This is a genomic window from Ruegeria sp. P8, assembly GCF_056534665.1.
The window spans coordinates 79355-101462 of record NZ_JBQERC010000012.1 but is presented as its reverse complement, the minus strand read 5'-3'; the positions used below and the strand labels follow the sequence as shown (position 1 = coordinate 101462).

General features: G+C 58.2%; 21 protein-coding genes. 6 read left to right on the top strand and 15 right to left on the bottom strand.

The window, feature by feature from the left end; translation table 11 throughout:
• Position 1 precedes the first annotated feature (1 nt).
• Positions 2 to 715 (top strand): SGNH/GDSL hydrolase family protein, encoded by a 714-nt coding sequence (locus ACR0BZ_RS14415; RefSeq protein WP_480920558.1) that lies wholly within the window; start codon positions 2 to 4, stop codon positions 713 to 715.
• Here ACR0BZ_RS14415 and rarD read toward each other — a convergent pair.
• The 12 genes from rarD to ACR0BZ_RS14355 all read right to left on the bottom strand — a co-directional run bounded on the left by rarD (position 706) and on the right by ACR0BZ_RS14355 (position 13847).
• The gene (gene rarD, locus ACR0BZ_RS14410; protein WP_480920557.1) at positions 706 to 1611 is read right to left on the bottom strand and encodes an EamA family transporter RarD; all 906 of its coding nucleotides are present in this window, start codon (positions 1609 to 1611) and stop codon (positions 706 to 708) included. The genes ACR0BZ_RS14415 and rarD overlap by 10 nt on opposite strands.
• A 260-nt stretch (positions 1612 to 1871) precedes the next feature.
• Complete coding sequence (locus ACR0BZ_RS14405) at positions 1872 to 4325, bottom strand: GcvT family protein (protein ID WP_480920556.1); 2454 nt, start codon at positions 4323 to 4325, stop codon at positions 1872 to 1874.
• Between the two features lie 89 nt (positions 4326 to 4414).
• A complete protein-coding gene (locus tag ACR0BZ_RS14400; RefSeq protein ID WP_209504954.1) occupies positions 4415 to 5389 on the bottom strand; it encodes a GlxA family transcriptional regulator in 975 nt (324 codons plus the stop codon).
• A 10-nt stretch (positions 5390 to 5399) separates the two neighbouring features.
• A complete protein-coding gene (locus ACR0BZ_RS14395; protein ID WP_480833107.1) occupies positions 5400 to 6293 on the bottom strand; it encodes a homocysteine S-methyltransferase family protein in 894 nt (297 codons plus the stop codon).
• An 11-nt stretch (positions 6294 to 6304) separates the two neighbouring features.
• Positions 6305 to 7339, bottom strand: coding sequence for an alcohol dehydrogenase catalytic domain-containing protein (locus tag ACR0BZ_RS14390; RefSeq protein ID WP_480622695.1), 1035 nt, complete (start codon positions 7337 to 7339; stop codon positions 6305 to 6307).
• Positions 7340 to 7353: 14 nt separating this feature from the next.
• A complete protein-coding gene (locus ACR0BZ_RS14385) occupies positions 7354 to 9807 on the bottom strand; it encodes a GcvT family protein (protein WP_480920555.1) in 2454 nt (817 codons plus the stop codon).
• A gap of 16 nt (positions 9808 to 9823) precedes the next feature.
• Positions 9824 to 10204 carry a GFA family protein gene (locus ACR0BZ_RS14380; protein WP_480920554.1) on the bottom strand — a complete coding sequence of 127 codons (381 nt, stop codon included), beginning with the start codon at positions 10202 to 10204 and terminating at the stop codon, positions 9824 to 9826.
• Positions 10205 to 10208: 4 nt separating this feature from the next.
• A complete protein-coding gene (locus ACR0BZ_RS14375; RefSeq protein WP_480506404.1) occupies positions 10209 to 10832 on the bottom strand; it encodes a LysE family translocator in 624 nt (207 codons plus the stop codon).
• Positions 10832 to 11401, bottom strand: a complete 570-nt coding sequence (locus tag ACR0BZ_RS14370) for a helix-turn-helix domain-containing protein (protein WP_209598529.1) — start codon at positions 11399 to 11401, stop codon at positions 10832 to 10834. Before ACR0BZ_RS14370 ends, ACR0BZ_RS14375 begins: the two co-directional genes overlap by 1 nt.
• A 125-nt stretch (positions 11402 to 11526) precedes the next feature.
• On the bottom strand, positions 11527 to 12045 hold the full coding sequence (locus ACR0BZ_RS14365; protein WP_480920553.1) for a GNAT family N-acetyltransferase: 519 nt from the start codon (positions 12043 to 12045) through the stop codon (positions 11527 to 11529).
• Between the two features lie 100 nt (positions 12046 to 12145).
• The gene (locus tag ACR0BZ_RS14360; protein ID WP_480920552.1) at positions 12146 to 12601 is read right to left on the bottom strand and encodes a GAF domain-containing protein; all 456 of its coding nucleotides are present in this window, start codon (positions 12599 to 12601) and stop codon (positions 12146 to 12148) included.
• Between the two features lie 73 nt (positions 12602 to 12674).
• Positions 12675 to 13847: a thiolase family protein gene (locus tag ACR0BZ_RS14355; protein ID WP_480900444.1), complete on the bottom strand. Its 1173-nt coding sequence runs from the start codon at positions 13845 to 13847 to the stop codon at positions 12675 to 12677.
• A gap of 101 nt (positions 13848 to 13948) precedes the next feature.
• Between ACR0BZ_RS14355 and ACR0BZ_RS14350 the strand changes: the two genes are divergently transcribed.
• The 3 genes from ACR0BZ_RS14350 (at position 13949) to ACR0BZ_RS14340 (ending at position 16555) form a co-directional block, all read left to right on the top strand.
• Positions 13949 to 14287 carry an STAS domain-containing protein gene (locus ACR0BZ_RS14350; RefSeq protein WP_480484099.1) on the top strand — a complete coding sequence of 113 codons (339 nt, stop codon included), beginning with the start codon at positions 13949 to 13951 and terminating at the stop codon, positions 14285 to 14287.
• 21 nt (positions 14288 to 14308) lie between these two features.
• The gene (locus ACR0BZ_RS14345) at positions 14309 to 14758 is read left to right on the top strand and encodes an ATP-binding protein (RefSeq protein ID WP_267365664.1); all 450 of its coding nucleotides are present in this window, start codon (positions 14309 to 14311) and stop codon (positions 14756 to 14758) included.
• Between the two features lie 219 nt (positions 14759 to 14977).
• The gene (locus ACR0BZ_RS14340; protein ID WP_480920572.1) at positions 14978 to 16555 is read left to right on the top strand and encodes a gamma-glutamyltransferase family protein; all 1578 of its coding nucleotides are present in this window, start codon (positions 14978 to 14980) and stop codon (positions 16553 to 16555) included.
• A gap of 35 nt (positions 16556 to 16590) precedes the next feature.
• Here ACR0BZ_RS14340 and hspQ read toward each other — a convergent pair whose 3' ends face one another.
• Positions 16591 to 16917 carry a heat shock protein HspQ gene (gene hspQ, locus ACR0BZ_RS14335; protein WP_209598336.1) on the bottom strand — a complete coding sequence of 109 codons (327 nt, stop codon included), beginning with the start codon at positions 16915 to 16917 and terminating at the stop codon, positions 16591 to 16593.
• 80 nt (positions 16918 to 16997) lie between these two features.
• On the opposite strand from hspQ, the gene ACR0BZ_RS14330 reads away from it, so the two are divergent.
• Complete coding sequence (locus ACR0BZ_RS14330) at positions 16998 to 17879, top strand: AEC family transporter (protein WP_480920551.1); 882 nt, start codon at positions 16998 to 17000, stop codon at positions 17877 to 17879.
• Between the two features lie 60 nt (positions 17880 to 17939).
• Entirely contained in the window at positions 17940 to 18521 is a 582-nt protein-coding gene (locus ACR0BZ_RS14325) for a transglycosylase SLT domain-containing protein (RefSeq protein WP_209504968.1), read from the top strand.
• Positions 18522 to 18536: 15 nt separating this feature from the next.
• Here the strand turns inward: ACR0BZ_RS14325 and ACR0BZ_RS14320 are convergent, their stop codons facing one another.
• Both ACR0BZ_RS14320 and ACR0BZ_RS14315 read right to left on the bottom strand, forming a co-directional pair.
• Entirely contained in the window at positions 18537 to 19133 is a 597-nt protein-coding gene (locus ACR0BZ_RS14320) for a LolA family protein (RefSeq protein WP_209504969.1), read from the bottom strand.
• Positions 19134 to 19172: 39 nt separating this feature from the next.
• Entirely contained in the window at positions 19173 to 22097 is a 2925-nt protein-coding gene (locus ACR0BZ_RS14315; RefSeq protein ID WP_480920550.1) for a DNA translocase FtsK, read from the bottom strand.
• Positions 22098 to 22108 lie beyond the last annotated feature (11 nt).

Sequence of the window (22108 nt, the reverse complement as noted above, 5' to 3'; positions counted from 1 at the left end):
GATGATGCGCACCCTGATAGCACCCGACCAGGTTCTACGTGTGCCCTTGTTGCCCGTTCTGGCCACGCAAGCCCTTTTGGTGCGCCGTAACGCCCGGCTTTTGCCGGAGCCCACTGGCCCGCGAGAGGGCCGATCAGGGCGTGGCCCCCGCCTGCGTCTGCTGATCACCGGCGATAGCTCGGCGGCCGGAGTGGGCGCGGGAACTCAGGCGCAGGCCTTGTCGGGGCAGCTTGTGGACCGGCTGGCCAGACATCACACGGTCGAGTGGCAACTTGCGGCCACCACAGGGTACACGACGCTGGATACGATCGACCACCTGAGGGGCATAAAGGGCGAATTCGATGCGGTGGTCACGGCTTTGGGGGTGAATGACGTCACCCGCGCCGTCTCTTGCCGCACATTTGCGGATCGCCAGGCGCAGCTTATCAACATCCTGTCAAACGAACTGGGGGCGCGGCGTATAATCATCACCGGCGTTCCGCAAATGAACAGGTTTCCGGCCCTGCCACATCCATTGGCCTGGGTGCTTGGCCGTCAGGCTGCACGGCTGGATAATGCGTTGCAACAGGTTGTATCCGTCCATCCCCATGTGCAGCACCTGAGGCTTGATCTGCCCGACGACCCGGCCCTGGCGGCACCGGACGGCTATCACCCAAGCCCCCGGGCCTATGCGCTGTGGGCAGATGCCGCAGCACGCCTGTTGCTTCAGGCCTGAGCCCGCGCCTGCCGGATCAATGGGATCGAGTAAATGACCAAAGCCACCCAGATCAGGGGGAATGCGATCATACGTCCGGTGTCGATCTTCTCACCGAACAGAGTGATGGCTGTAATGAAAATCATAGTCGGCGCAATGTATTGCAGGATGCCCATGGTCGACAGGCGCACCAGCTTGGCTCCGTTCGCATAGACCAGCAATGGCACCGCCGTGACGATACCGGCGCAGGACAACAGCAGGGTATCAGACATCGCTACGCCAAAATGACCTGCGCCTTGCACACCCAGCCAGGTGACATAGGCCAGGGCCGGGATCAAAAGGATCAGGACCTCAAGCAGAAAACCCTGGTTGGGACCAATTGGAAGGGATCTCTTAAAGAATGCATAGAAACCCCAACTGACCATCAAACCCAGCGCCGCCCAGGGAAGTCGCCCAGCCTCAAGCACAAGCACAAGAACGCCCAGCGCGGCAAGCCCCACCGCAAACAATTGGGTCCGCGTCAGGGGCTCACGCAGCAAAATCGCGCCCAACGCGATACTGAACAGCGGGTTGATGTAATACCCCAACGCCGCGTCCAGCGCGTGCCCTGTCGAGATCGCCCAAACATAAATCGCCCAGTTCACGGAAATCAGCGCCGCCGTCAAAGCCGCCATGGCCAGCATCAGGGGATTGCCCAGTGCAGCTTTCAAGTCCCGGGTGCGCCCCAGCGCGACCAGCAGCAAACCTGCAACCGGAACAGACCAGATAACCCGATGCGCCACCACCTCGACAGGTCCAATGTGATCCATCGCCTTCATATAAAGCGGCAGAAATCCCCACATGACGTACGCCGTGACAGCCAAAGCCAAACCTTTGGGGGTATCCACATTCTGAGGTGGTAATGGTGTGGGTGTCACGAAGGCTCTCCGGTTGATACCGGTTCCGTTTACGGCAGAACTGAACGGATTGAAAACTCTGAAAACAGTGAAGTGTCACATAACGATTTGTGATAAGTTTGCTGACCGCAGCTGTTGCCGCCAAAATTGCGAGGCTCTGCCTCGCGCTCCGGGATATTTAGAGCCAGGTGAAGCAAGGGATCCGCACTTCATCTGGCCCAAAATATCCCGGGGGAGTCGCCCGGCACGGGCGGCGGGGGCAGCGCCCCCTACCCTGTCTATCAGACCTTCACCCGTTCGGATTTTGGGTCATACATCGGTTTAAGCGATGCTTCGGCTTTGACCTTCACGCCGCAAACATCGATCTCATAGGTTGAACTCAGAACGTCTGCGGCCTTTTCACCTTCGCACGGGACATAGCCCATTCCGATGGCACCACCGAGGCTATGACCGTAATTGCCGGAACTCAGGTAGCCGACATATTCGCCATCACGCACGATCGGCTCGTTGTGGAACAACAGCGGTTCAGGGTCGGTCAGACGGAACTGTACCAGACGGCTTTTGGGGCCGCTTTCTTTTCGTACAATCACCGCCTCACGCCCGATGAAATCACACCCTTTGTCCACCTTGACCGCAAAGCCAAGACCAGCATCAACCACGTGATCCTCACAGGTGATATCGTGGCCGAAGTGCCGGAAACCCTTTTCGATCCGGCAGCTGTCCATCATGTGCATACCACACAGCTTCAGCCCCATGTCCTGACCAGCCTCATGCAGGGTCTCAAAGACGTGGCCCGCCATGTCTGAAGAAATATAGATTTCCCACCCAAGCTCACCCACATAGGTCACGCGATGTGCACGGGCCAGGCCCATTCCGATCTCGATCTGCTGGGCAGTACCAAAGGGGTTGGTCGCGTTTGTGAAGTCGTTGGGCGAGACCTTTTCCAGCAGAGCCCGGGCGTTTGGCCCCATGACAGCGAGAACGCCTTCACCCGCTGTGACATCTGTAATGACCACGTTGAAATCCCCGACATGGCGCATCATCCATGTCTGATCCGCCAAGCGCGTGGCTGCGGGGGTCACGACCAGATAGGCGGTTTCGGTCAGGCGGGTTGCGGTGACATCCGCTTCGATCCCGCCTGTGCGGTTCAAAAACTGCGTATAGACGATCTTGCCGACAGGGACCGAGTAGTCACCCCCGCCAATATAGTTCATGAACTTTTCGGCATCAGGGCCTTCCACACGAATCTTGCCGAAGGAAGACATGTCATACATGCCCACATTCTCGCGCACGGCTCGGTGCTCGGCAGCGGAATTCTCGAACCAGTTCTGGCGCTTCCAGCTGTACCGGTATTCGCGCTCCTGCCCTTCATTCGCGTACCAATTGGCCCGTTCCCAACCTGCGATTTCTCCAAAAACGGCGCCCTGTTCTTTCAGGTGATGGTGGAACGGGGTTCGGCGCACACCGCGTGCAGTGGCTTTCTGGCGATAGGGGTAGTGGTCGGCGTAGAGCAATCCCAACGTTTCTTTTGAGCGTTCAAATAGGTACTTCTTATTACCCTGAAACGGCTGCATCCGACCGATATCCACGTCGCCCAGATCAAAGGGCTTTTCACCGGTATCCATCCACTCGGCCAGCGACATGCCCGCGCCACCGGCGGACTGGATACCGATCGAGTTGAACCCGGCCGCGACCCAAAAATTGTCCATCTCGGGCGCCAGACCCAGGTGATAGGCGTCGTCGGGAGTAAAGGATTCGGGGCCGTTGAAGAAGGTGTGAATACCCGCCTCGGACAGCATTGGCATCCGGTTGCACGCCGCTTCGAGGATCGGTTCGAAGTGATCGAAATCCTCGGGCAGTTGGTCGAACTCGAAGTTGTCGGGAATACCGTTCATGGCCCAGGGTTTGGCATTGGGCTCGAATGCGCCCAACATCATTTTGCCCGCGTCTTCCTTGTAGTAGGCGCATTCATCTGGCACCCGCAGAACCGGCATTTGGCTCAACCCTTCAATGGGTTCAGAGACGATATAGAAATGTTCGCAGGCGTGCAGCGGCACATTCACGCCGGCCATCTTGCCTACCTCGCGCCCCCACATTCCCGCGCAATTGACAACCATATCACAGGCGATATGCCCTTGGGATTGCCCGTCATCACTGACCCAGTCGACACCGGTCGCGCGCCGTCCGTGCCGGGAAATCCCGGTCACCTTCACCCGTTCCTTGATCACCCCACCGCGTTGACGCGCACCCTTGGCCAACGCCAAGGCAATATTAGCAGGATCCGCCTGGCCATCGGTTGGCAACCAAACGCCACCTGCCACGCCGTCGAGGTTGATATGCTCATATCGCTCTTTGACTTCGGTCGGAGAAAGCTCTTCGACCGGCACGCCAAAGGCGCGGGCCATTGCCGCATTTCGGTGAAGCTCCTCCAACCGCTCACTGGTCAGGGCGACCGAAACGGACCCGACCTGACGCAGGCCGGTGGCGACACCGGTCTCTTCCTCAAGGCCCAGATAGAGCTCTGCGGAATAGCGCGCCAGTTTGGTCATGTTGGAAGACGCGCGCAGTTGCCCGATCAGGCCCGCCGCGTGCCAGGTGGTGCCGCTGGTCAGTTGCTTGCGTTCTAGCAGAACAACATCGGTCCAGCCCTTCTTGGTCAGATGATAGGCGACCGAACATCCGATGACGCCGCCACCGATGATGACCACTCGGGCCTTGCTGGGAAGATCAACCATCCTGAAATCTCCGCTGTGTCAGGTTTGGCGTAAACTGCCACGGAAGATCGACAACAAATGCACCAAAAACGTCACAAGATCAGCAGTTTTCACCGATGTGTCGCGGCCCGCTTTTCCCGCCGAACGACAAAAGGCGTGACCCCGAAGAAGCTTTTGTAAACAGAGGAAAACCCGTTCGGAAAACCACAGGCCAATCCGATTTCGCGAACGCTCATAGTGGTGTTCAGAAGCAGGTTATTGGCCTTGGCCAGCCGCATTTCGCGATAGAATCCGTTGGGTGTGGTGCCAAAGAAGGTTTTGAACTTACGCTCAAGCGAACGGTTCGACAGTTGCAGCGAATCGACGATCTGATTGATCGGCAGTGGATCTTCGATATTGGCCTGCATGAGCTTGATGCACTGATCCAGCTTCACATCTCCGGTCGCCGTCAACTTTACCCCCGAGAATGGCTGCATCGAGGCGAAATCCCGGATGTTTTCATGCAACATGATGTCCGCCACGGTCATCTTTGCAGGCCCTGAGATATGGCGACCGATTACTGCCAGCGCGACATCTGTTGTCGCCTCCATTCCGGCACAGGTCACAACGGCGCCCTGTTCGGTTGCAATCGACAGTTTGGCTTCAAACCGGGCCCCGCGTTCCCGCAGGAACGAGGCGTTTTCCCAGTGAGTTGCCAAATCATCTGAACCCTGTTCGTCGATATACCGGCTGGCCGCTTCCGCCAGCAGAAACACCTTGGCATCGCGGAAAGTATAGTCCGACACCACCCGCCCCAAAGACAAGTCCGGGTGATCTGGGTCAGAATTGCCGATCACAAAAAGATAATTCGCCTTGGGTTGCGCCTGCACGCGTTCCGTTTGCACCACCGCGTCGCTGCTGCTGGAGATCGGGCCACCTCTGAGCGACCGATAGGCAAAAGTGAACGGCGGCTTTGGACACACACGATTTGCCAGCCTGAGAACCTCGACCAATGAGGCCAGTTCAAGCAGCACAAATCCGGGTGCGACCAGAATATCGAAATGTTGCTGTATCGCCTGCGGTGAATCAGAAGCAACTTTCCTCATCGCTGTCACCTTAGACGATCTCGTGCCCGGCAGCACGCAACCGGTTGGCCAGCGCTTCGATGTGGTCCGGGCCAATTTCGCAGCACCCGCCGACAATCGTGGCCCCCTGATCGACCCAACGCATGACGTGATCCGCATAAGCATCGGGACCAAGATCATGGCGTTGATCCAACGCATCCACTGTCGGCGCGTCCATTAGAAACTCATCCGAAATATGTGTAAAGCCGTTGGCATAGGCACCATAAGGCTTGTTCATGCCGGACAGGATGTCCAGAGCAGCTGGGATCGCTTCGGGGCGCGAACAATTGATCAGCAGCGCATCAGGTGAAAACTCTGCAACCAAGGGCGCGACATCCCTGAGCGGTTCGCCGGACCTGAGGCGGCTGCCATCTTCGTCATTGACCGTGAATGACAGCCAGACTGGTTTGCCACATCCGGTCGTTCCGCGCAGCGCACCCTCGGCCTCCTGCACCGAAGATACTGTCTCGATCAGAAACAGATCGACGCGCGCAGCCATCAAAGCCACAAGTTCAGCAAACTTTCCCGCCGCATCTGCCGGGTCGGGATTCAGGTCGGGTCGGTAAGATGCAAGAAGCGGCCCCAGAGACCCCGCAATCCGCCCCCCGGTCGAAGTACGAGCACGTTCGGCCTGTGTCAGGGCAGTGTCGATAAGGGCGGGCATCTGGTCCTCCATCCCCACTCGCACTAGGCGTGAACGGTGGACGGCATAGGTATTGGTGGTGGCAACCGTGGCACCACGACGGAAGTAGTCGCCATGCACCGCGCCGACCAGATCAGGGTGGTCGATCATCACACGTGTGGACCATAGTGGCGTCGCCCGGTCTCCGCTGCGTTTGACCAATTCCTGTCCAATTGAACCGTCCAACAGAGTGATCTTTGTCATGTCGTTGCTCCTTAAGGCAGCAGCACGAGTTTACCCGGAAGGGTCTTTGCCTGAAAATCAGCCTGTGCGCGGACGATATCCTTCAACGGGTAGGTTCGGGAAACCAGTGGCTTGATCCGTCCGGTATTCATCAACTCCACTAGGCGGCCAAAGACTTCGGGTGCCTGATGCGTGCAGCCGTGAATGGTGATGTCGCGCAAATAGATGTCCCGCAGATCAGCCTCGACAATCGGGCCGGCGATTGCCCCAGAAACGGCGTAGTGCCCGCCGGGCTTCAGGGCAAGGATCAGCGATGCCCATGCGGGCCCGCCAACAACATCTATAACCGCGTCGAACATATCCTGCGGCGGCAGCTCATCCCGGGCAAATGTGCCCAACGCCCCTTGGGATCTGACGACCTCTGCCTTCTCTGCAGCCGTCACACCCCAAACCGATGCTCCGCGCAGCGCCGCAAGCTGCACCGCCGCCAGACCGACGCCGCCTGACGCGCCAGTGATCAGAACTTTTTGCCCAGACGTCACGCCCGCGCGCGTCAGCAGGTTTTCGGCAGTACCAAAGGCGCAGGGAATGGCCGCAATTTCAACATCAGACAGGGGCGATGCACTTACGTCGTAAAGATCATTTGCTTCAACCAGACAGTATTGGGCAAAGGCCCCATCAATCTCTGACCCGAGCGCAATAAAGCCCTGAGGTTTGCCGGGGCGCGGACGCGGCAGGTTGATCGGGCACGTCACACGCTGGCCCTTTTTGAACCCCGTGTTTGGCCCGACTTCTTCAACGATCCCGCACAGATCGCCGCCCTGAATGCGGGGAAAGTTCAGTGCGCCGCCCCACCCTCCGGCTTCAATATCCTGATCGACGGCATCCGTCCCGCCGGTGACATCCGATGAATACCAGCCGACCCTTGTGTTGATATCCGTGTTATTGACCCCTGCCGCGGCGACCCGAACAAGCACCTGCCCCGGCCCAGGGGCCGGGACAGGGATATCGTCGCGCCATTCCAGCGCCTCTGTTCCGCCATGGCCGGTCAGATAGACGCCGGACATGGTCGCCAGACGCGTCACGCCCGCAACCGCTCGTTCTCGGGGTCCCAGAGCGGTTGATCCAGCTCTACCACGGCGCGGCATTTCTGACCGTAGATTTCGACCTCAAGTTCAGTTCCGGGGTTGGCAAACTCGGCCCGGATCATGCCCAGCGCGATGGATTTGCCAACGCGGTAGCCCCATGCGCCGGATGTGGTTTCGCCGACGATCTCATCGCCATGCCAGATGCAGGACATATACGGCGCGTCGCAATCGCCCGCATCAACAGTCAGGGTGACGAAGGACTTTTTCACGCCTTGCTGCTTTTCGTTCAGGATTGCGGCCTTGCCCGGGAAGTCCTGCGGTTTGTCCAGCTTGACGAAACGCTCCAACCCGCCTTCAAGCAGGGAATAGTCGGTCGACAGATCGCCCTTCCAGGCGCGGTACCCCTTTTCGATCCGCAGCGAGTTCAGCGCATACATCCCGAACGGCTTGGCACCGGCATCGATGATCGCGTCGTAGATCGCAGGCATATCCGCATTTTCAGCGTGAACTTCCCAGCCCAGCTCACCAGCGAATGAGACACGCAGCAGAGCGACCCATCCGCCTTTGATTTCGCTTTCCTGAAAGCTGAGCCACGGCAAGGTCAGATCGGCCTCGGTAACTTTGCTGAGAATGTCCCGAGATCGAGGCCCGGTAACGATCAGCGTGCTCATCCGCGTTGTCCAGTCTTCCAGCGTGAACTCGGCATCGGCAGGTATGTGACGCTCAAGCCATTCACGGTCATGCCATTGCGCGGTCGCTGCAGTGACCAGAACGAACAGGTCTTCGGCCTCGCGCGTGACCGACATTTCGGTCAGGATACGCCCGCGGTCATCTGCGAAGTAAACCAGCCCAACCCGACCAATCTTGGGCAATGCCCCTGCAACCAGACCGCGCAGCCATTCATCAGCACCCGGCCCCTGTATTTTGAACCGCGAGAAGCCCGGCAGGTCCAACACGCCACAATGATCGCGCACGGCCTCACATTCTTCCTTGATCCGCTGTTCCCACGGACCGGACCGTCCCCAGGTGTGGGTCGCGTCGAGCGAGGTGTCATCACCGGGCTGTGCAAACCAGTTGGCGCGTTCCCAGCCGTTATAGGCCCCCATGACACCGCCGTGCGCGATCACCTTGTCATGCACGGGCGACAGCTTCTTGTTTCGTGCGGCAGGCCATTCATGGTGCGGGAAGTGCATGGCATATTCGTTGCCATAAACTTCCATGCCTTTCTGGTTGCAATAATCCTGATCGGTGTAATCGGTATAGCGGCGCGGATCGACGGCCCACATATCCCATTCGGTCGCGCCATCAACGACCCACTCGGCCAGAACCTTGCCTGCGCCACCGCCCTGCGCGATGCCGAAGGTGAAAGTATGCGCCTCGAACGCGTTTTTCACACCCGGCATCGGGCCGATCAGCGGCAGCCCGTCCGGCGCATAAGGGATCGGCCCGTTGATGACGCGTCCAACGCCCGAGGTTGCCATCAGCGGCACCCGCTCCATCGCATCGGTGACGATATCTTCGATGCGGTCCAGATCGTCATTCCACAATTGAAAGCTGAAATCATCCGGCATCGGATCGTCTTCGGTCATCCAGTGGCCCTTGCAGTTGGGCTCGTAAGGACCAAGGTTGAAGCCGTTCTTTTCCTGCCGCAGGTAGTACGAGACATCCACATCACGCAGCAACGGCAGTTTGGCACCGCTTTGCTTGGTCCATGCTTCGATCTCGGGGATTTCATCGGTCAGCAGGTACTGGTGACTCATGACCATTGCCGGAACGGTGCGGCCACCGAAGGGCTTGAACCATTCGCCCACGCGCTGCGCATAATACCCGGCTGCGTTCACAACATAGTCACAGGCTATATCGCCTTTGTCCGTGTGCACGGTCCAGGTGCCGTCATCATGCTGCGTCACGCCAGTCGCCGGGCAGAAACGGATGATCTTCTGCCCCATATCGCGTGCGCCCTTGGCCAGCGCCTGGGTCAGCTGCGCCGGATCGATATCACCATCCGTCGGGTCGTAGAGAACACCTTCAAGGTCATGCGTTTCCAGGAAGGGATAGCGCTCTTTCGCTTCTTCCGGGGTCCACATTTCCATCGGGATACCCTGATAGCGGCCCATCGCCATGGCGCGCTCGAACTCCTGCACACGTTCTTTCGAATGCGCCAGTCGGATCGAACCGGTCTGGTGGTAGTTCATCGGGTAATCGACTTCCTCGCCCAGACGCGCATACAGCTCGGTCGAATAGCGCTGCATGTTCATGATCGCCCATGAGGTCGAAAAGGTCGGAACGTTCCCTGCCGCATGCCAGGTCGACCCGGCAGTCAGTTCGTTCTTTTCCAGCAGAACACAATCGGTCCAGCCTTTCTTGGCAAGGTGATACAGCGAGGAAGCCCCCACCACACCGCCACCGATTATGACCACGCGGGCTTTTGTTGGAAAATCACTCATGCGTTTTTGATCCTTGTTACTGTGCCTCTTGAGGCAGATCGTCCGTGATGTCGTAGTAGTCGCCCTTGTCAGCCACAAAGATGTGCTTCGAGAGCGAAAGACCTGTGGGTGCGTCCAGCGCGCCCATGGAAATCGAAATCGTGTCTTCCTGGTTGTGTTGCCAGAAGAGGAACGAGCCACATTTGCTGCAAAATCCGCGCCGGGCGATGTCAGACGCGCGATACCAGCTAAGCGTGTCGCTGGCCGAGAAACTCAGGTTGTCCTTATGGGTCGAAGTCGAAGCCCAGACATGGCCCGACTGTCTGCGGCACTGTCCGCAATGGCAGACCGAAGGTGGCGACAGGTCTCCGTCGATCGTGAACGCGACCGAGCCGCAAAGGCAGGATCCCTTGTGCATCTGACTACCCCCTTATTGCGGGTGTGGTGCTGGTTCCCAACAACACACCGTAGATGACAAAACAGGCCGCCATGATCCGGCGCACCCAGATATTGAACACCGCGCCCAGCGCTGCCCTGCCCATCAAGGCGCCCAGCGCCGTAAAGCCGGTGTAGCTAAGTGTGGTGATGACCAGCGCGGTCGGCATGATAACCCCCATCTGCTGCCAGATCGGGACCTCGGGCTGAACGAACTGCGAAAACGCGGCCAGGTATCCGGCAACGCTTTTGGGATTGATCGTGGCCACTGCAAGCGCGTGCAGGTAGACATGTCGCGCAGGACGCTCGGAGGCTGGTGCGGGTTTTGTAGCATTCATCCAGCCGCGAATCCCCAACCAGATCAAAAATCCCGCGCCAATCAACTTGGCGACAAAGAACCCGGTCGGCGATGCAGCGATCAGGGCGGTCACACCCAGCGCAGACAGGATCAGAAAGGCGCTGGCCTGCGTGAGAATAGCCAATACGCCTAGCATTGCCCTTGGAAACGGAAGGCTCATCCCGTTCGAGATGCAATTAACCGCGTTCGGGCCAGGGGTGGTCACGAAGACCACCCAGAACAACGCGAATATGGTCCAGGCCTCGAACGACATCAGTAAACCGGCGGGGCGATGACCCAGATGGCCACAGCGGGCTCATCATAAGGGTTGGCCCATTGATAGGGTTCATGTCGAATTCGAAAGCTGTCACCCGGCCCAACCGTGAACGCGCGCGACCCGATTGTCAGGTCCAGCCTGCCCGAGATCATGTATCCGACTTCCTGGGTCGGGCGATTGGCCGGTGTCTGCATCTGCGAGTTGGGTTTGAAGGTGGAATGTACCATTTCGAAATCATCGGTCAGATCCGGCGAGAGCAGCTCTTCGATCAACCCTTCTTCGCCCGACCCCATGGGGCGGCGCGAGCCGGCACGCACGACATATCCCTGCTCGTCCGCCGGTGCCGCCGAATGCGCAAACAACATCGACATGGGTACGCCAAGGCATTCGGCGATCTGCCTGAGGTCCGAAATCGACGGCTCGGACATGTCACGTTCAACCTGGCTGAGCCAGCCCACAGACCTGTCCAACCGGATCGCGATATCACTCAGCGTCAATCCACGCGCCTTGCGCAGCGCGCGAATATCTGCACCAAGTGTCGCACTTTGTGGGGCGTGGCTGTTCAAGGATGGCTCCAACGATCGTGAAAATTTCACCTCGTTTTTCACGATGACTCGATTCCGTGAAATTTCAAAGCATTTTTTCACGCAAGCCCGTATTCCGGGCGGCTATGCCCTGACGGTTCGGTCACTCAGCTGATATGGCAAACATAAATATCGGCGGTTTCTGAGGCGCGCTCCGGCCAAAGCGTAAAGCCTGTTTTTTGCAGAACGCGAGCTGAGGCCGGATTGTCGCGCCCAACCCCGGCGATGAGGCGTATGTCAGGCCCAGGCGCCAATGCGTCCCGCAGGCCTTGCAGCATCTCGGAGGCGTAACCATTCCCCCAGGCGGATTCTGCAATCAGATAGCCGATGTGAAGGTTTGGAATTGAATCGGCCTCTGAACTCATGGCCAACACGAATAGGCCAATAAGGTGGTTACCGTGGTTTTGGCGCGCAAGCAGAATATTGCTTTCAGCACGTCTGTCATCAATCCAGCTCGAAATTCCCCGACCCTGCAACTGCATCGACGGCGGCAGGTGTTTCAGGACCTCAGGGGTCAGAAGCGCTGCCAGATCATCTTCAAGCCGACCTCGCAATCGCGGATCGGCGAGTTCAACCTTCCAGTCGCTGACCGAAAGGCGCGGAGTTCGGAATTGGCCTGGGACCATGGTTAATCCAATACGGTTCGGATTTTCCGGTTTTATCAGGCTCCGAGTGAGATCGAAATGAAGAAATCGGCAGACGCGCCCTGTACCACCTTAATTTCAATCAGACTTGTGCGAAGGTCTTTGACAGGATCGCGGACAGGTTATCCGCGTCTTCGGTTGAGAACGCGTCGGGTTGATTGCTGTCGATGTCGAAAACTGCAATCAATTCGCCCGCTGTGTTCCGGACCGGCAGAACCAGTTCGGACCGGGTGGAGGAGGCGCAGGCGATGTGACCCGGAAACGCATCCACATCCGGCACAAGCTGCACCTGCCCGGTGCGCGCTGCCGCCCCGCATACGCCCCGCGCGAACGGGATGACCAGACAGCCATGCCCACCCTGGTAGGGGCCGATTTTCAGCAAGCCTGGTTCTGTCACACGGTAAAACCCGGTCCAGTCGAAGCGGTCGTCAGAATAGTGGACCTCGCAAGCAACCGTGGCCATCAGGGCAATCTGATCGGTTTCGCCTTCGGTCAATGCTGCAATTGTACTGGCCAGCGAACTGTAATCGACGGTCATAGGTCCCGAACCCCTTGGAAAACTCGGGGGCGCTGCCCCCGAACCCCCGGAGTATTTCGAAAAAGATGAAGGGTCAAATGCGTTCGATCGCGATAGCTGTTCCTTCACCGCCGCCGATACAGATTGCAGCAACCCCCCGCTTGAGATTTCGTTTCTCGAGCGCGTTCAACAAAGTGACCAGAATACGGGCGCCAGATGCGCCAATAGGATGGCCCAAGGCGCAGGCCCCGCCATTTACGTTTACCCTGTCGCGCGGCAATCCCATTTCGTGCATGAAAGCCATCGGCACAACTGCGAAGGCTTCGTTGACCTCCCACAGGTCGACATCATCCTTGTTCCAACCGATGCGGGACAGAAGCTTTTGCGCCGCCGGAACCGGTGCAGTCGTGAAAAGTCCGGGCGCTTGAGCATGGCTGGCATGTCCCAAAATCCGGGCCCGAACTGTCAGTCCTTGCGCTTCTGCCGCCTCAGCCGATGCCAGAACAAGCGCCGCCGCGCCGTCGGATATTGACGAGGAATTGGCGGCGGTCACTGTCCCGTCCTTGCGGAAAGCCGGTTTCAGTGTCGGAATTTTCTCGGGACGGGCGGATTTGGGTTGCTCATCAGCGACCTGTACGACCTCACCCTTACGCGTGCGCACTGTGACGGGGACGATCTCGCCCTCGAAAGCACCGCTTTCTTGCGCGGAAAGTGCGTTGGACAAGGATTTCAAGGCATATTCATCCTGCGCTTCGCGGGTGAACTGATACGCCTCGGCGCAGTCTTCGGCAAAGGTTCCCATCAGGCGGCCCTTGTCATAGGCGTCTTCCAGCCCGTCAAGGAACATGTGGTCGATCACCTGACCATGACCGATGCGCGCACCGCCCCGCATTTTCGGCAGCAGGTAGGGCGCGTTGGTCATGCTCTCCATCCCTCCGGCGACCATTGTGTCCGCAAGACCCAATGCGATCTGGTCGAAGGCCATCATCGCCGCCTTCATCCCGGAACCACACATCTTGTTCAGCGTGGTGGCAGGAACCTCCTCGCCTAAACCCGCCGCGAAACCCGCCTGGCGCGCCGGTGCCTGCCCCTGACCTGCGGGCAGGACACATCCCATCAACACCTCGTCAACCGTCTGCGCCCCTGCCTGCTTTAACGCGGCACGAATCGCTGCGCCGCCAAGCTCGGATGCTGCGACACCGTCGAACATGCCCTGAAAACCACCCATTGGTGTTCTGGCAGCACCTGCAATAACAACATCTCTCATCCGGATAATCCTCCTGTCGTCCGGCCCTTGAATACCGAATGGTAAGAATTCGCGTCTAGCGTATTTCTACGACTCATTTTCAGATTGGAGGCAGCCGGACCATGGGGCTGACCAGCACATCAGACGGAACGACACAGATTATCACGGTTCACTCTGACCGGATCGACGCTGCGATGGCCATTCAGTTCAAAGAAGACATGCGCGCAGAGACCGAGGCCTGCGCCGATCGGGTTGTCCTGGACCTTTCAGGCGTCGAGTTCATCGATTCAAGCGGACTGGGCGCAATCGTAGCGTCCATGAAACAACTGGGGCTGAACCGAAGGCTTGATCTGGCAGGCCCGCAGCCCGTGGTGGAAAAGGTCTTTCGCCTGACGCGCATGGATACCGTGTTCAGGTTGTTTGCAACACTGGATGACGCCCTGTCGGAACCAGACAGGTGACAACAGCAGGAGTGCGACAACGTGGAGCCCATTTGTAACGCGACCTGCCTGGAATTGAGCTTTCCCGCAACGGAAACAGAAGCCAGTGCGGGGATTGCGAAACTCAGCGCCGGACTGGCGAAACGAGGGTTGCCGCCGCACAAGGCGGACGATGTCAAGATCGCACTGGCAGAAGCAATCAACAACGTTGTGGAACATGCCTATATGGACGTGGCCCCGGCCGGGGTTCAGGTGACATGCCGATTGGACAGAAACCGGCTGGACATTCTGATTTCGGACACGGGCCATCCATTGCCCGGCTACGAACCACCAGACGGAACGCCGGCACCACTGGGAACCCGCATTCAGGATTTGCCCGAAGGCGGGTTCGGCTGGTTCCTGATTCATCAACTGACCAGCGATATCTGTTATGAGCGTCGCGACGGGTGCAATCGGCTATCCCTGCGATTTAACTTTGACAAGAACGGGTAATCAGCCGCAATTGGCCACAATAACGCCATTTTCGAAACATTGTCGCGCCGCAAATCGCCGCCATACAGTGACTCGTAGCTCAGATAGCTTCCCTCGGCGCCAATTATCACAGCCCCCACCCAGTGAACGGCGCCGAGGATCTCCCCCCAAACTTGAATTGACTGGACAACCGGCAATCAGAGAATAGCTTTCCCCTGTTTGAAGGAGAAAGAACCCACCATGCGTGATCTGCACAAACCTGGCCGGTCGGAAGTTTTTGCAACGCGGGGGATGTGCGCAACGTCGCACCCGCTAGCCGCCAAAGTGGCAATCGATATTCTTGAGCGCGGCGGCAACGCCATGGACGCCGCGATAGCAGGTGCGGTTCTGCTTGGCATCTGCGAACCGCAGATGACCGGGTTGGGGGGCGATTGTTTCGTTTTGTTCAGCCGTGCGGGCGAAAACCGGATACGCGCATTGAACGGATCGGGTCGCGCACCGGCCGCCGCGCGGGCGCAGCCCTTGCGGGACAAAGGCCTGTCGTCTGTACCGTTGAGCGGTCCGGATGCGGTGACTGTTCCCGGTGCCGTGGACGCCTTCTGTCACCTTGCAGAAACCGAAGGGCGATTGGGGCTGGACGCGATTCTGGAACCCGCAATCCACTATGCCGAGGCTGGCGTTCCGGTGGCCCCTCGGGTTGCGTTTGACTGGAAAACCGGGGCGGCCACATTACAGGGTGCTGCGCGTGACCATTATCTGATCAAAGGGCAGATACCAGCGATCGGGCAGATCTTTCGCGCTCCCGGTCAGGCTGAGGTCTTGCGCAGGATCGCCAGTCAGGGACGCGACGCATTTTATTCAGGAGACATTGCCGAGGATATGATCCGGGCCCTGTCTGCACGCGGAGGTGTCCACACCGCCGAAGACTTTCACTGCACCAAGTGCACTGAAACGCAGCCCATGCGCGGAGCCTACAGGGGTGTTGATCTGGTCGAACACCCGCCAAACGGCCAAGGTGCGACCGCGATCCTGTTGCTGAACATTCTAAAGCAATTCGATCTGGCCGGTATGGATCCATTTGGAGCAGAACGGGTTCATATCGAGGCTGAAGCCACCAAGCTGGCTTATGACGCGCGCAACCGGTTCATTGCTGATCCCGATCATGTCGCACGGGCCGAGCGGTTTCTTGATTTGGATGTTGCGATCCGGTTGGCTGCATTGATTGACCCAAAAGGCGCAATGCCCGCAGCAGCACCTTTGACGGAAGCCATTCACAAGGACACGGTCTATATCACGGTGGTCGATCGCGACCTTATGGCTGTGTCGCTGATCTATTCGATCTTTCATAGCTTTGGATCGGGGATCGCATCCGAGAAATATGGTATCTTGCTTCAGAACAGGGGCGCGGGGTTCACGCTTCAGCCGGGTCACCCCAATGAACTGGCTGGCGGCAAGCGCCCGATGCACACGATCATACCGGGGATGTTGACCGAGAATGACCGTGTCACGATGCCATTCGGCGTCATGGGCGGTGCTTATCAGCCGACCGGGCACACGCGTTTCGTTTCGAACCTTAGGGACTTTGGGCTGGAGCTACAGGAAAGCATCAACGCGCCGCGTGCCTTTTTCGATGGGAATGTCCTGAAGCTGGAGCGGGGCTATTCCGAAGAAGTAGCGAAACAATTGTCTGAAATTGGACACAATATTGAAATTCCAGAAACGCCGCTTGGAGGAGCGCAAGCGATCCGAATCCGAAAAGACGGTGTTTTGGAAGGCGCCAGTGACCCGCGCAAGGATGGGTGCGCCCTTGGATACTGATCAGCGGCAGTACAATGCCGACCGGTTCGCCAAACCTAGTTCAATTGGAAATGCAGAGGGTAAGCACCGTCTTCAAACGGGCCGAACATGTTGGAGATATCCGGGTGCTCGACCGGCTCTCCAGAATAGTCTGCAACCAGATTTTGTTCTGAAACATAAGCAACATAGAAGGATTGGTCGTTCTCTGCCAGCAGGTGGTAGAACGGCTGTTCTTTCCGTGGACGGCTGTCTTCCGGAATGGCCTGATACCATTCTTCTGTATTCGAAAATTCCGGGTCCACGTCAAAAATCACCCCTCGAAAAGGGTGTTTCTTGTGACGGACCACCTGGCCCAATCCGTATTTCGCGCGTGTCTTTAACATTGTTTCGGCCCCCACCGCATTTACTAACGGTTTTTGGCCCGAAATGCCAATCATTGATGTGAAATTCAGGGAAACAGTCTGTGAACCTAATACTGACAGTGTTCGAAATCGTGGCCCCGGTTTTTCTCTTGGCGGCCATTGGCTTTACGTGGGTCAAACTGGGGTTCGAATACCGGCTGCAATTTGTGACACGCTTTGCAACGACGCTGGCAATGCCCAGTCTGATCTTTGTTGCACTCATGCAAACCGACATTCCGGGCGGAGATTTGTCGCGTTTCACGTCGGCAACTCTGGTCGCAAATCTTCTGCTGGCTGGGGTGTTCTGGTTGATTGTTCGCGGATTGAAACTGGATCAGCGCACGTACCTGTCACCGCTGATTTTCGGCAATACCGGCAATCTTGGCCTGCCGCTATGTATCTTTGCGTTCGGGCAGATTGGTTTGGGTTACGCAGTCATCTTTCTGTCTGTAACCGCGCTGTTTTCTTTCACCTATGGGATCTACCTAGTCGCCGGAAAAGGCGCATGGGGACAGGTCTTACGCCAGCCGATGGCGTGGGCGACCATTCTGGGTGCGGTGTTTTTGTGGCAGGGGTGGCAAACTCCGACATTTCTAACCAATACGTTTGAGCTTTTGGGGCAAATGGCTGTTCCGCTGATGTTGGTCACGGTCGGTGTGGCAATCGCCCGCCTGACCTCGCGTAGTCTGGGGCAAGCGCTCTGGCTGTCAGTCCTGAAACTTATCGTCTGCTTTGCGTTGGGCTGGGGGATTGGGGTGTTGTTTGATCTGGACACTGTCGCCTTTGGCGTTCTGATATTGCAAATTTGTACACCGGTCGCTGTGACCTCATATTTGTTGGCAGAACGATTTGAAGCCGATTCCGATGCCGTTGCCGGCATGGTCATGGTGTCCACCGTACTTTCCGTGGCGGCGTTACCCATAATTCTTGCCATTGTTTTATAGCGATTGTGATTTCCTCAGAGCTCAATCTGCGCTAGAATAAACAAAAAAGGCATGAGGCACATGAGCAGAATTCTTATCGTACTCTTCGGGGTGCTGCTTTTGGCATCCTGTGGCGGCGGGTCAAAACAACCGCCCAGCAAACTGAACGACGCGTGCAGCATTGCGCACGAACGACCGGATTTTATCAAGGCTTTCAAAAGCACCGAGCAGAAATGGGGTGTTCCGGTTCACGTTCAGATGGCCACGATTTATCAGGAAAGCCGATATCGCCACGACGCGCGTACCCCGCACCGTTACGTGCTGGGCGTGATCCCGATGGGGCGGCAAAGCAGCGCCTATGGGTTCAGCCAGGCACTGGACGGCACCTGGGATCAATATCAGCGCGAAACCGGCAAGCGCCGGGCCAAGCGGGATCGCATCCGCGATGCCTCGGACTTCATCGGCTGGTATATGAACAAAAGCTATGAGCGCAACGGCATCCACCCCGGCGACACACGCAATCAATACTTGGCCTATCACGAAGGTCACACGGGGTACGCTCGCGGCACCCACAACAGCAAGTCGTGGTTGTTGAGCGTGGCCAATGACGTGGACGCGCGCGCGCAACTGTATCAGGCACAGTTGGCGAACTGCCGGTATTGACCAGCAAAAAGCGGGTCAGCGATTGACTGACCCGCGTCTTTCCTTGTTCGAGAAAAGACCCTGATCAAGACCATTGCTTTCGGTCAGCGCACCCAAAAGAACGGTGGTCTGGCTGCCGGCGTTGTCATGAATCACCCATTTGCGCAGCTCGACCGGATTATCGGTGAACATCAATTCAATCCGACCTGCCTCAGGGTTCTTGGGGTCTTGCGCAGTGACCACTGTGGCCGTGCCGTCAAAGCTGTGGCCGACAACCATATTGGCCTGATCAAGATTCACGTTGCGTGCCAGCACAATGGAAAGCGGCGTGCGCTTCAGCGGATATTGCTCGGGCGGCTGGTTCGATTTCGGATCGAAGATCTGAACACTGCCCGAGCGCGCCAGCACCACCGCACTGTTGGGCGGATCATATTCGAACCGCATCTTGCCCGGGCGCTGCATCCACAGCTGCCCGGTGCTCAACGAGCCATCATCGTTCACCTGCGTGAACGTTGTCTGAACCGTTTTCAATCCGTTCAGGTAATTGGAAATCTGCGAAAGCGGCAGTTTTTCCGCCGCCCATGCGGCGGGTGCGGCCAGTGTCAAAGCAAGGGCAAAAGCAATCTGTTTCATGCTGTACAGATAGGTTGTCTGCCCTTGTTATTAAATATCCTATTGCTCGGGGACGAGGATTTCGCGCTTCCCGACATGATTTGCTGACGAAACAACACCTTCGTCTTCCATTTGTTCAACAAGACGCGCCGCCTTGTTGTACCCAATGGCGAGTTTCCGCTGAATGTAAGAGGTCGAGCATTTGCGATCCTTGATCACAATTGCCACCGCCTGATCGTACAGTGCGTCCTCTCCGTTCGTGTTGCCGCCAGTGTTCAGCCCCAGAACGGCGTCAATGTTGTCGACCCTGTCCTCGGCCGGTCCGTCCAGAACACTGCCCACGTAATCGGGGGGGCCGAATTGTTTCAGATGGTTGACGATTTCCTCGACCTCTTCATCCGACACAAACGGTCCGTGGCAGCGGGTAATCTTGGCACCACCGGCCATGTAAAGCATGTCACCCTGCCCCAGCAGCTGTTCGGCACCCATCTCGCCCAGAATAGTACGGCTGTCGACTTTCGAGGTCACCTGGAACGAAATCCGCGTAGGGAAGTTGGCCTTGATCGTGCCGGTGATCACGTCAACGGACGGGCGCTGTGTGGCCATGATCAGGTGAATGCCCGAGGCCCGCGCCATCTGCGCCAGACGCTGGATGCAGGCTTCAATCTCCTTGCCCGCGACCATCATCAGATCGGCCATCTCATCGACGATGACGACGATATAGGGCATCGCTTCGGGCGCGAATTCTTCCGTCTCGAACGTTGGTTCGCCGGTTTCATCGTCAAACCCGGTTTGCACCGTGCGGCTGAACATCTCGCCCTTGGCCAACGCATCCTTTACCCGACCGTTGTAGCCCGCGATGTTGCGGACGCCCATCTTGGACATCTTGCGATAGCGGTCTTCCATTTCGCCCACGACCCATTTCAGGGCGACAACCGCCTTCTTTGGATCGGTCACAACGGGTGACAGCAGATGCGGGATGCCATCGTAAACCGAAAGTTCCAGCATCTTGGGGTCGATCATGATCAGACGGCATTCATCCGGCGTAAGCTTGTAAAGCAGCGACAGGATCATCGTGTTGATCGCCACCGATTTACCCGAACCCGTGGTCCCGGCGATAAGCAGGTGAGGCATCTTGGCCAAGTTCGCCACAACGGATTCACCGCCGATATCTTTGCCCAGCGCCAGCGGCAGCGCCTGATTGCCATCGCCAAAATCGCGGCTGGCCAGGATTTCCCGCAGCACGACCATCTCGCGGTTTTCGTTGGGCAATTCGATACCGATCACCGAACGCCCCGGCAGGGTCGAAACCCGCGCCGACAGCGCCGACATCGAACGCGCAATATCGTCTGCCAAACCGATCACACGGCTCGCCTTGAGGCCCGGAGCGGGCTCCAGCTCGTACATGGTCACGACCGGGCCGGGGCGCACGCTGACGATCTCACCCTTGACGCCGTAATCGTCCAGAACGTTTTCCAGCATCCGTGCATTTTCTTCCAAGGCCTCATCGCTCAGGTGATGGCGTTGGATACTGGCGGGGTTGGACAACAAGCCCAGAGGCGGCAGTTCGAAGTCAGAGTGCCGTTCCTCGAAGGACAATGCCGGTTGCGCTTCGGCCTGCGCACGACGAGACGGCAACGGTGTCCGACGCACGGGCTGCGCCACCACAGGCTTGCGCGGTTCAGCTACCGGGATTTTCATCGCGGGGCGCTGCTGCGGCGCGGCGTCGGTGACATCCTCGAAAACCGACTCATCATCGATATCCAACTCGGACGCGTAGTCGTATTGTTCTGTCCCGGCCTCATAACCGAACACAGCGGACTCTTGCGCCTCTGGCGTGTCACCAGCGGACACCTGCGGCTCGGGGCGCAGCCCATACACTGTCATCGGCGGTTCGGGGGGCAGTTCGGACGAGGGATGCTGGTTCAGGATCAGCGGATCGGGACGGCGTCCACGACCCTTGGTCAGCGGCAGGTCGGGATCCGGCTCGGGTGTCATTTCGCCCACGGCAACCTTGCGATTTCGCACGGCGGCCGAGATTTTGGAGCGGATGCGATCTTCGCCGGGCATGTCGTCAAAGCCCGCGATCGGTTCAGGATCCACCAACTCAGGCTCGGGCATTGGATCAGGGCGCCGGATAAGTGACGGCATTCGTGCCAACAGGCCTGATTTGACCGGAGGTTCAGGGCGCCCCAATTCAGGTTCTTCAAAAACAGTGTCGGCATAGACCAGTTCGTCGTCAAACATCGCCTCAGCCGCTTCAGCGCGGGCAAGCTTGCGTTCTTCCCACTGCGCCCGGCGATCCCGCGCGGCTTGCGCGGCCGAGGCCGCACCACGCCCCATCAGCGTCATCAGCATGTCATAAGACATTACAAGGCCCAGGATGAAGGCGCGGAAGCCGCGTTTCACGTCAGCCTTGGTGAAGCCCAGCACAAAAACACCCAGCGTGGTCATGCCGACGGCCATGGCCAGCGACATCATTTTGACCAGAAAATGCGAAGAGATCGGCACCAGCGTCAGCAACGCGCCCATGACCGTGTCGCCGAACAAACCGCCCAAACCGTAGCTATGCGTTGCACGCCACTCGGCACCGGGAACAAGGGTTGCGGCATAGACCGAGGCTACAGCGATCCAGATCGGGGCAAAGATCAGGCGGGCAATGGCCCGGTCTTCACCGAAATGGCCCGCAAAACGCAGACCCCATCCGACCAGAACAAGCGCGATGCCCCAGCTTCCCCAGCCCACGATCATGAACAAGGGGGCTGCAATAGACGCGCCGACCCGTCCCATCCAGTTTTGCACCGGCGCGTCGGTCGAAACCATCCAATTAGGATCATCGGGCGTATAGGACCAGATCATCGCAGCCGCGGCCAAGCCCAACAGGATCAGCGCGATACCGATCAGTTCCTTACTGCGTCGCTCCAGGGCTGCCTGTGTTGTGCTGTCCAGCAATGGGTCGCGGTTTCGCGCGTTATATGATGCCATTTTGCCCTCGT

Coding starts and splice junctions, on each gene's coding strand:
- ACR0BZ_RS14415 (WP_480920558.1), top strand. CDS start 2: ATGATGCGCACCCTGATAGCACCCGACCAGGTTCTACGTGTGCCCTTG.
- ACR0BZ_RS14405 (WP_480920556.1), bottom strand. CDS start 4,325: ATGGTTGATCTTCCCAGCAAGGCCCGAGTGGTCATCATCGGTGGCGGC.
- ACR0BZ_RS14400 (WP_209504954.1), bottom strand. CDS start 5,389: ATGAGGAAAGTTGCTTCTGATTCACCGCAGGCGATACAGCAACATTTC.
- ACR0BZ_RS14395 (WP_480833107.1), bottom strand. CDS start 6,293: ATGACAAAGATCACTCTGTTGGACGGTTCAATTGGACAGGAATTGGTC.
- ACR0BZ_RS14390 (WP_480622695.1), bottom strand. CDS start 7,339: ATGTCCGGCGTCTATCTGACCGGCCATGGCGGAACAGAGGCGCTGGAA.
- ACR0BZ_RS14385 (WP_480920555.1), bottom strand. CDS start 9,807: ATGAGTGATTTTCCAACAAAAGCCCGCGTGGTCATAATCGGTGGCGGT.
- ACR0BZ_RS14380 (WP_480920554.1), bottom strand. CDS start 10,204: ATGCACAAGGGATCCTGCCTTTGCGGCTCGGTCGCGTTCACGATCGAC.
- ACR0BZ_RS14375 (WP_480506404.1), bottom strand. CDS start 10,832: ATGTCGTTCGAGGCCTGGACCATATTCGCGTTGTTCTGGGTGGTCTTC.
- ACR0BZ_RS14365 (WP_480920553.1), bottom strand. CDS start 12,045: ATGGTCCCAGGCCAATTCCGAACTCCGCGCCTTTCGGTCAGCGACTGG.
- ACR0BZ_RS14360 (WP_480920552.1), bottom strand. CDS start 12,601: ATGACCGTCGATTACAGTTCGCTGGCCAGTACAATTGCAGCATTGACC.
- ACR0BZ_RS14355 (WP_480900444.1), bottom strand. CDS start 13,847: ATGAGAGATGTTGTTATTGCAGGTGCTGCCAGAACACCAATGGGTGGT.
- ACR0BZ_RS14350 (WP_480484099.1), top strand. CDS start 13,949: ATGGGGCTGACCAGCACATCAGACGGAACGACACAGATTATCACGGTT.
- ACR0BZ_RS14340 (WP_480920572.1), top strand. CDS start 14,978: ATGCGTGATCTGCACAAACCTGGCCGGTCGGAAGTTTTTGCAACGCGG.
- hspQ (WP_209598336.1), bottom strand. CDS start 16,917: ATGTTAAAGACACGCGCGAAATACGGATTGGGCCAGGTGGTCCGTCAC.
- ACR0BZ_RS14325 (WP_209504968.1), top strand. CDS start 17,940: ATGAGCAGAATTCTTATCGTACTCTTCGGGGTGCTGCTTTTGGCATCC.
- ACR0BZ_RS14320 (WP_209504969.1), bottom strand. CDS start 19,133: ATGAAACAGATTGCTTTTGCCCTTGCTTTGACACTGGCCGCACCCGCC.
- ACR0BZ_RS14315 (WP_480920550.1), bottom strand. CDS start 22,097: ATGGCATCATATAACGCGCGAAACCGCGACCCATTGCTGGACAGCACA.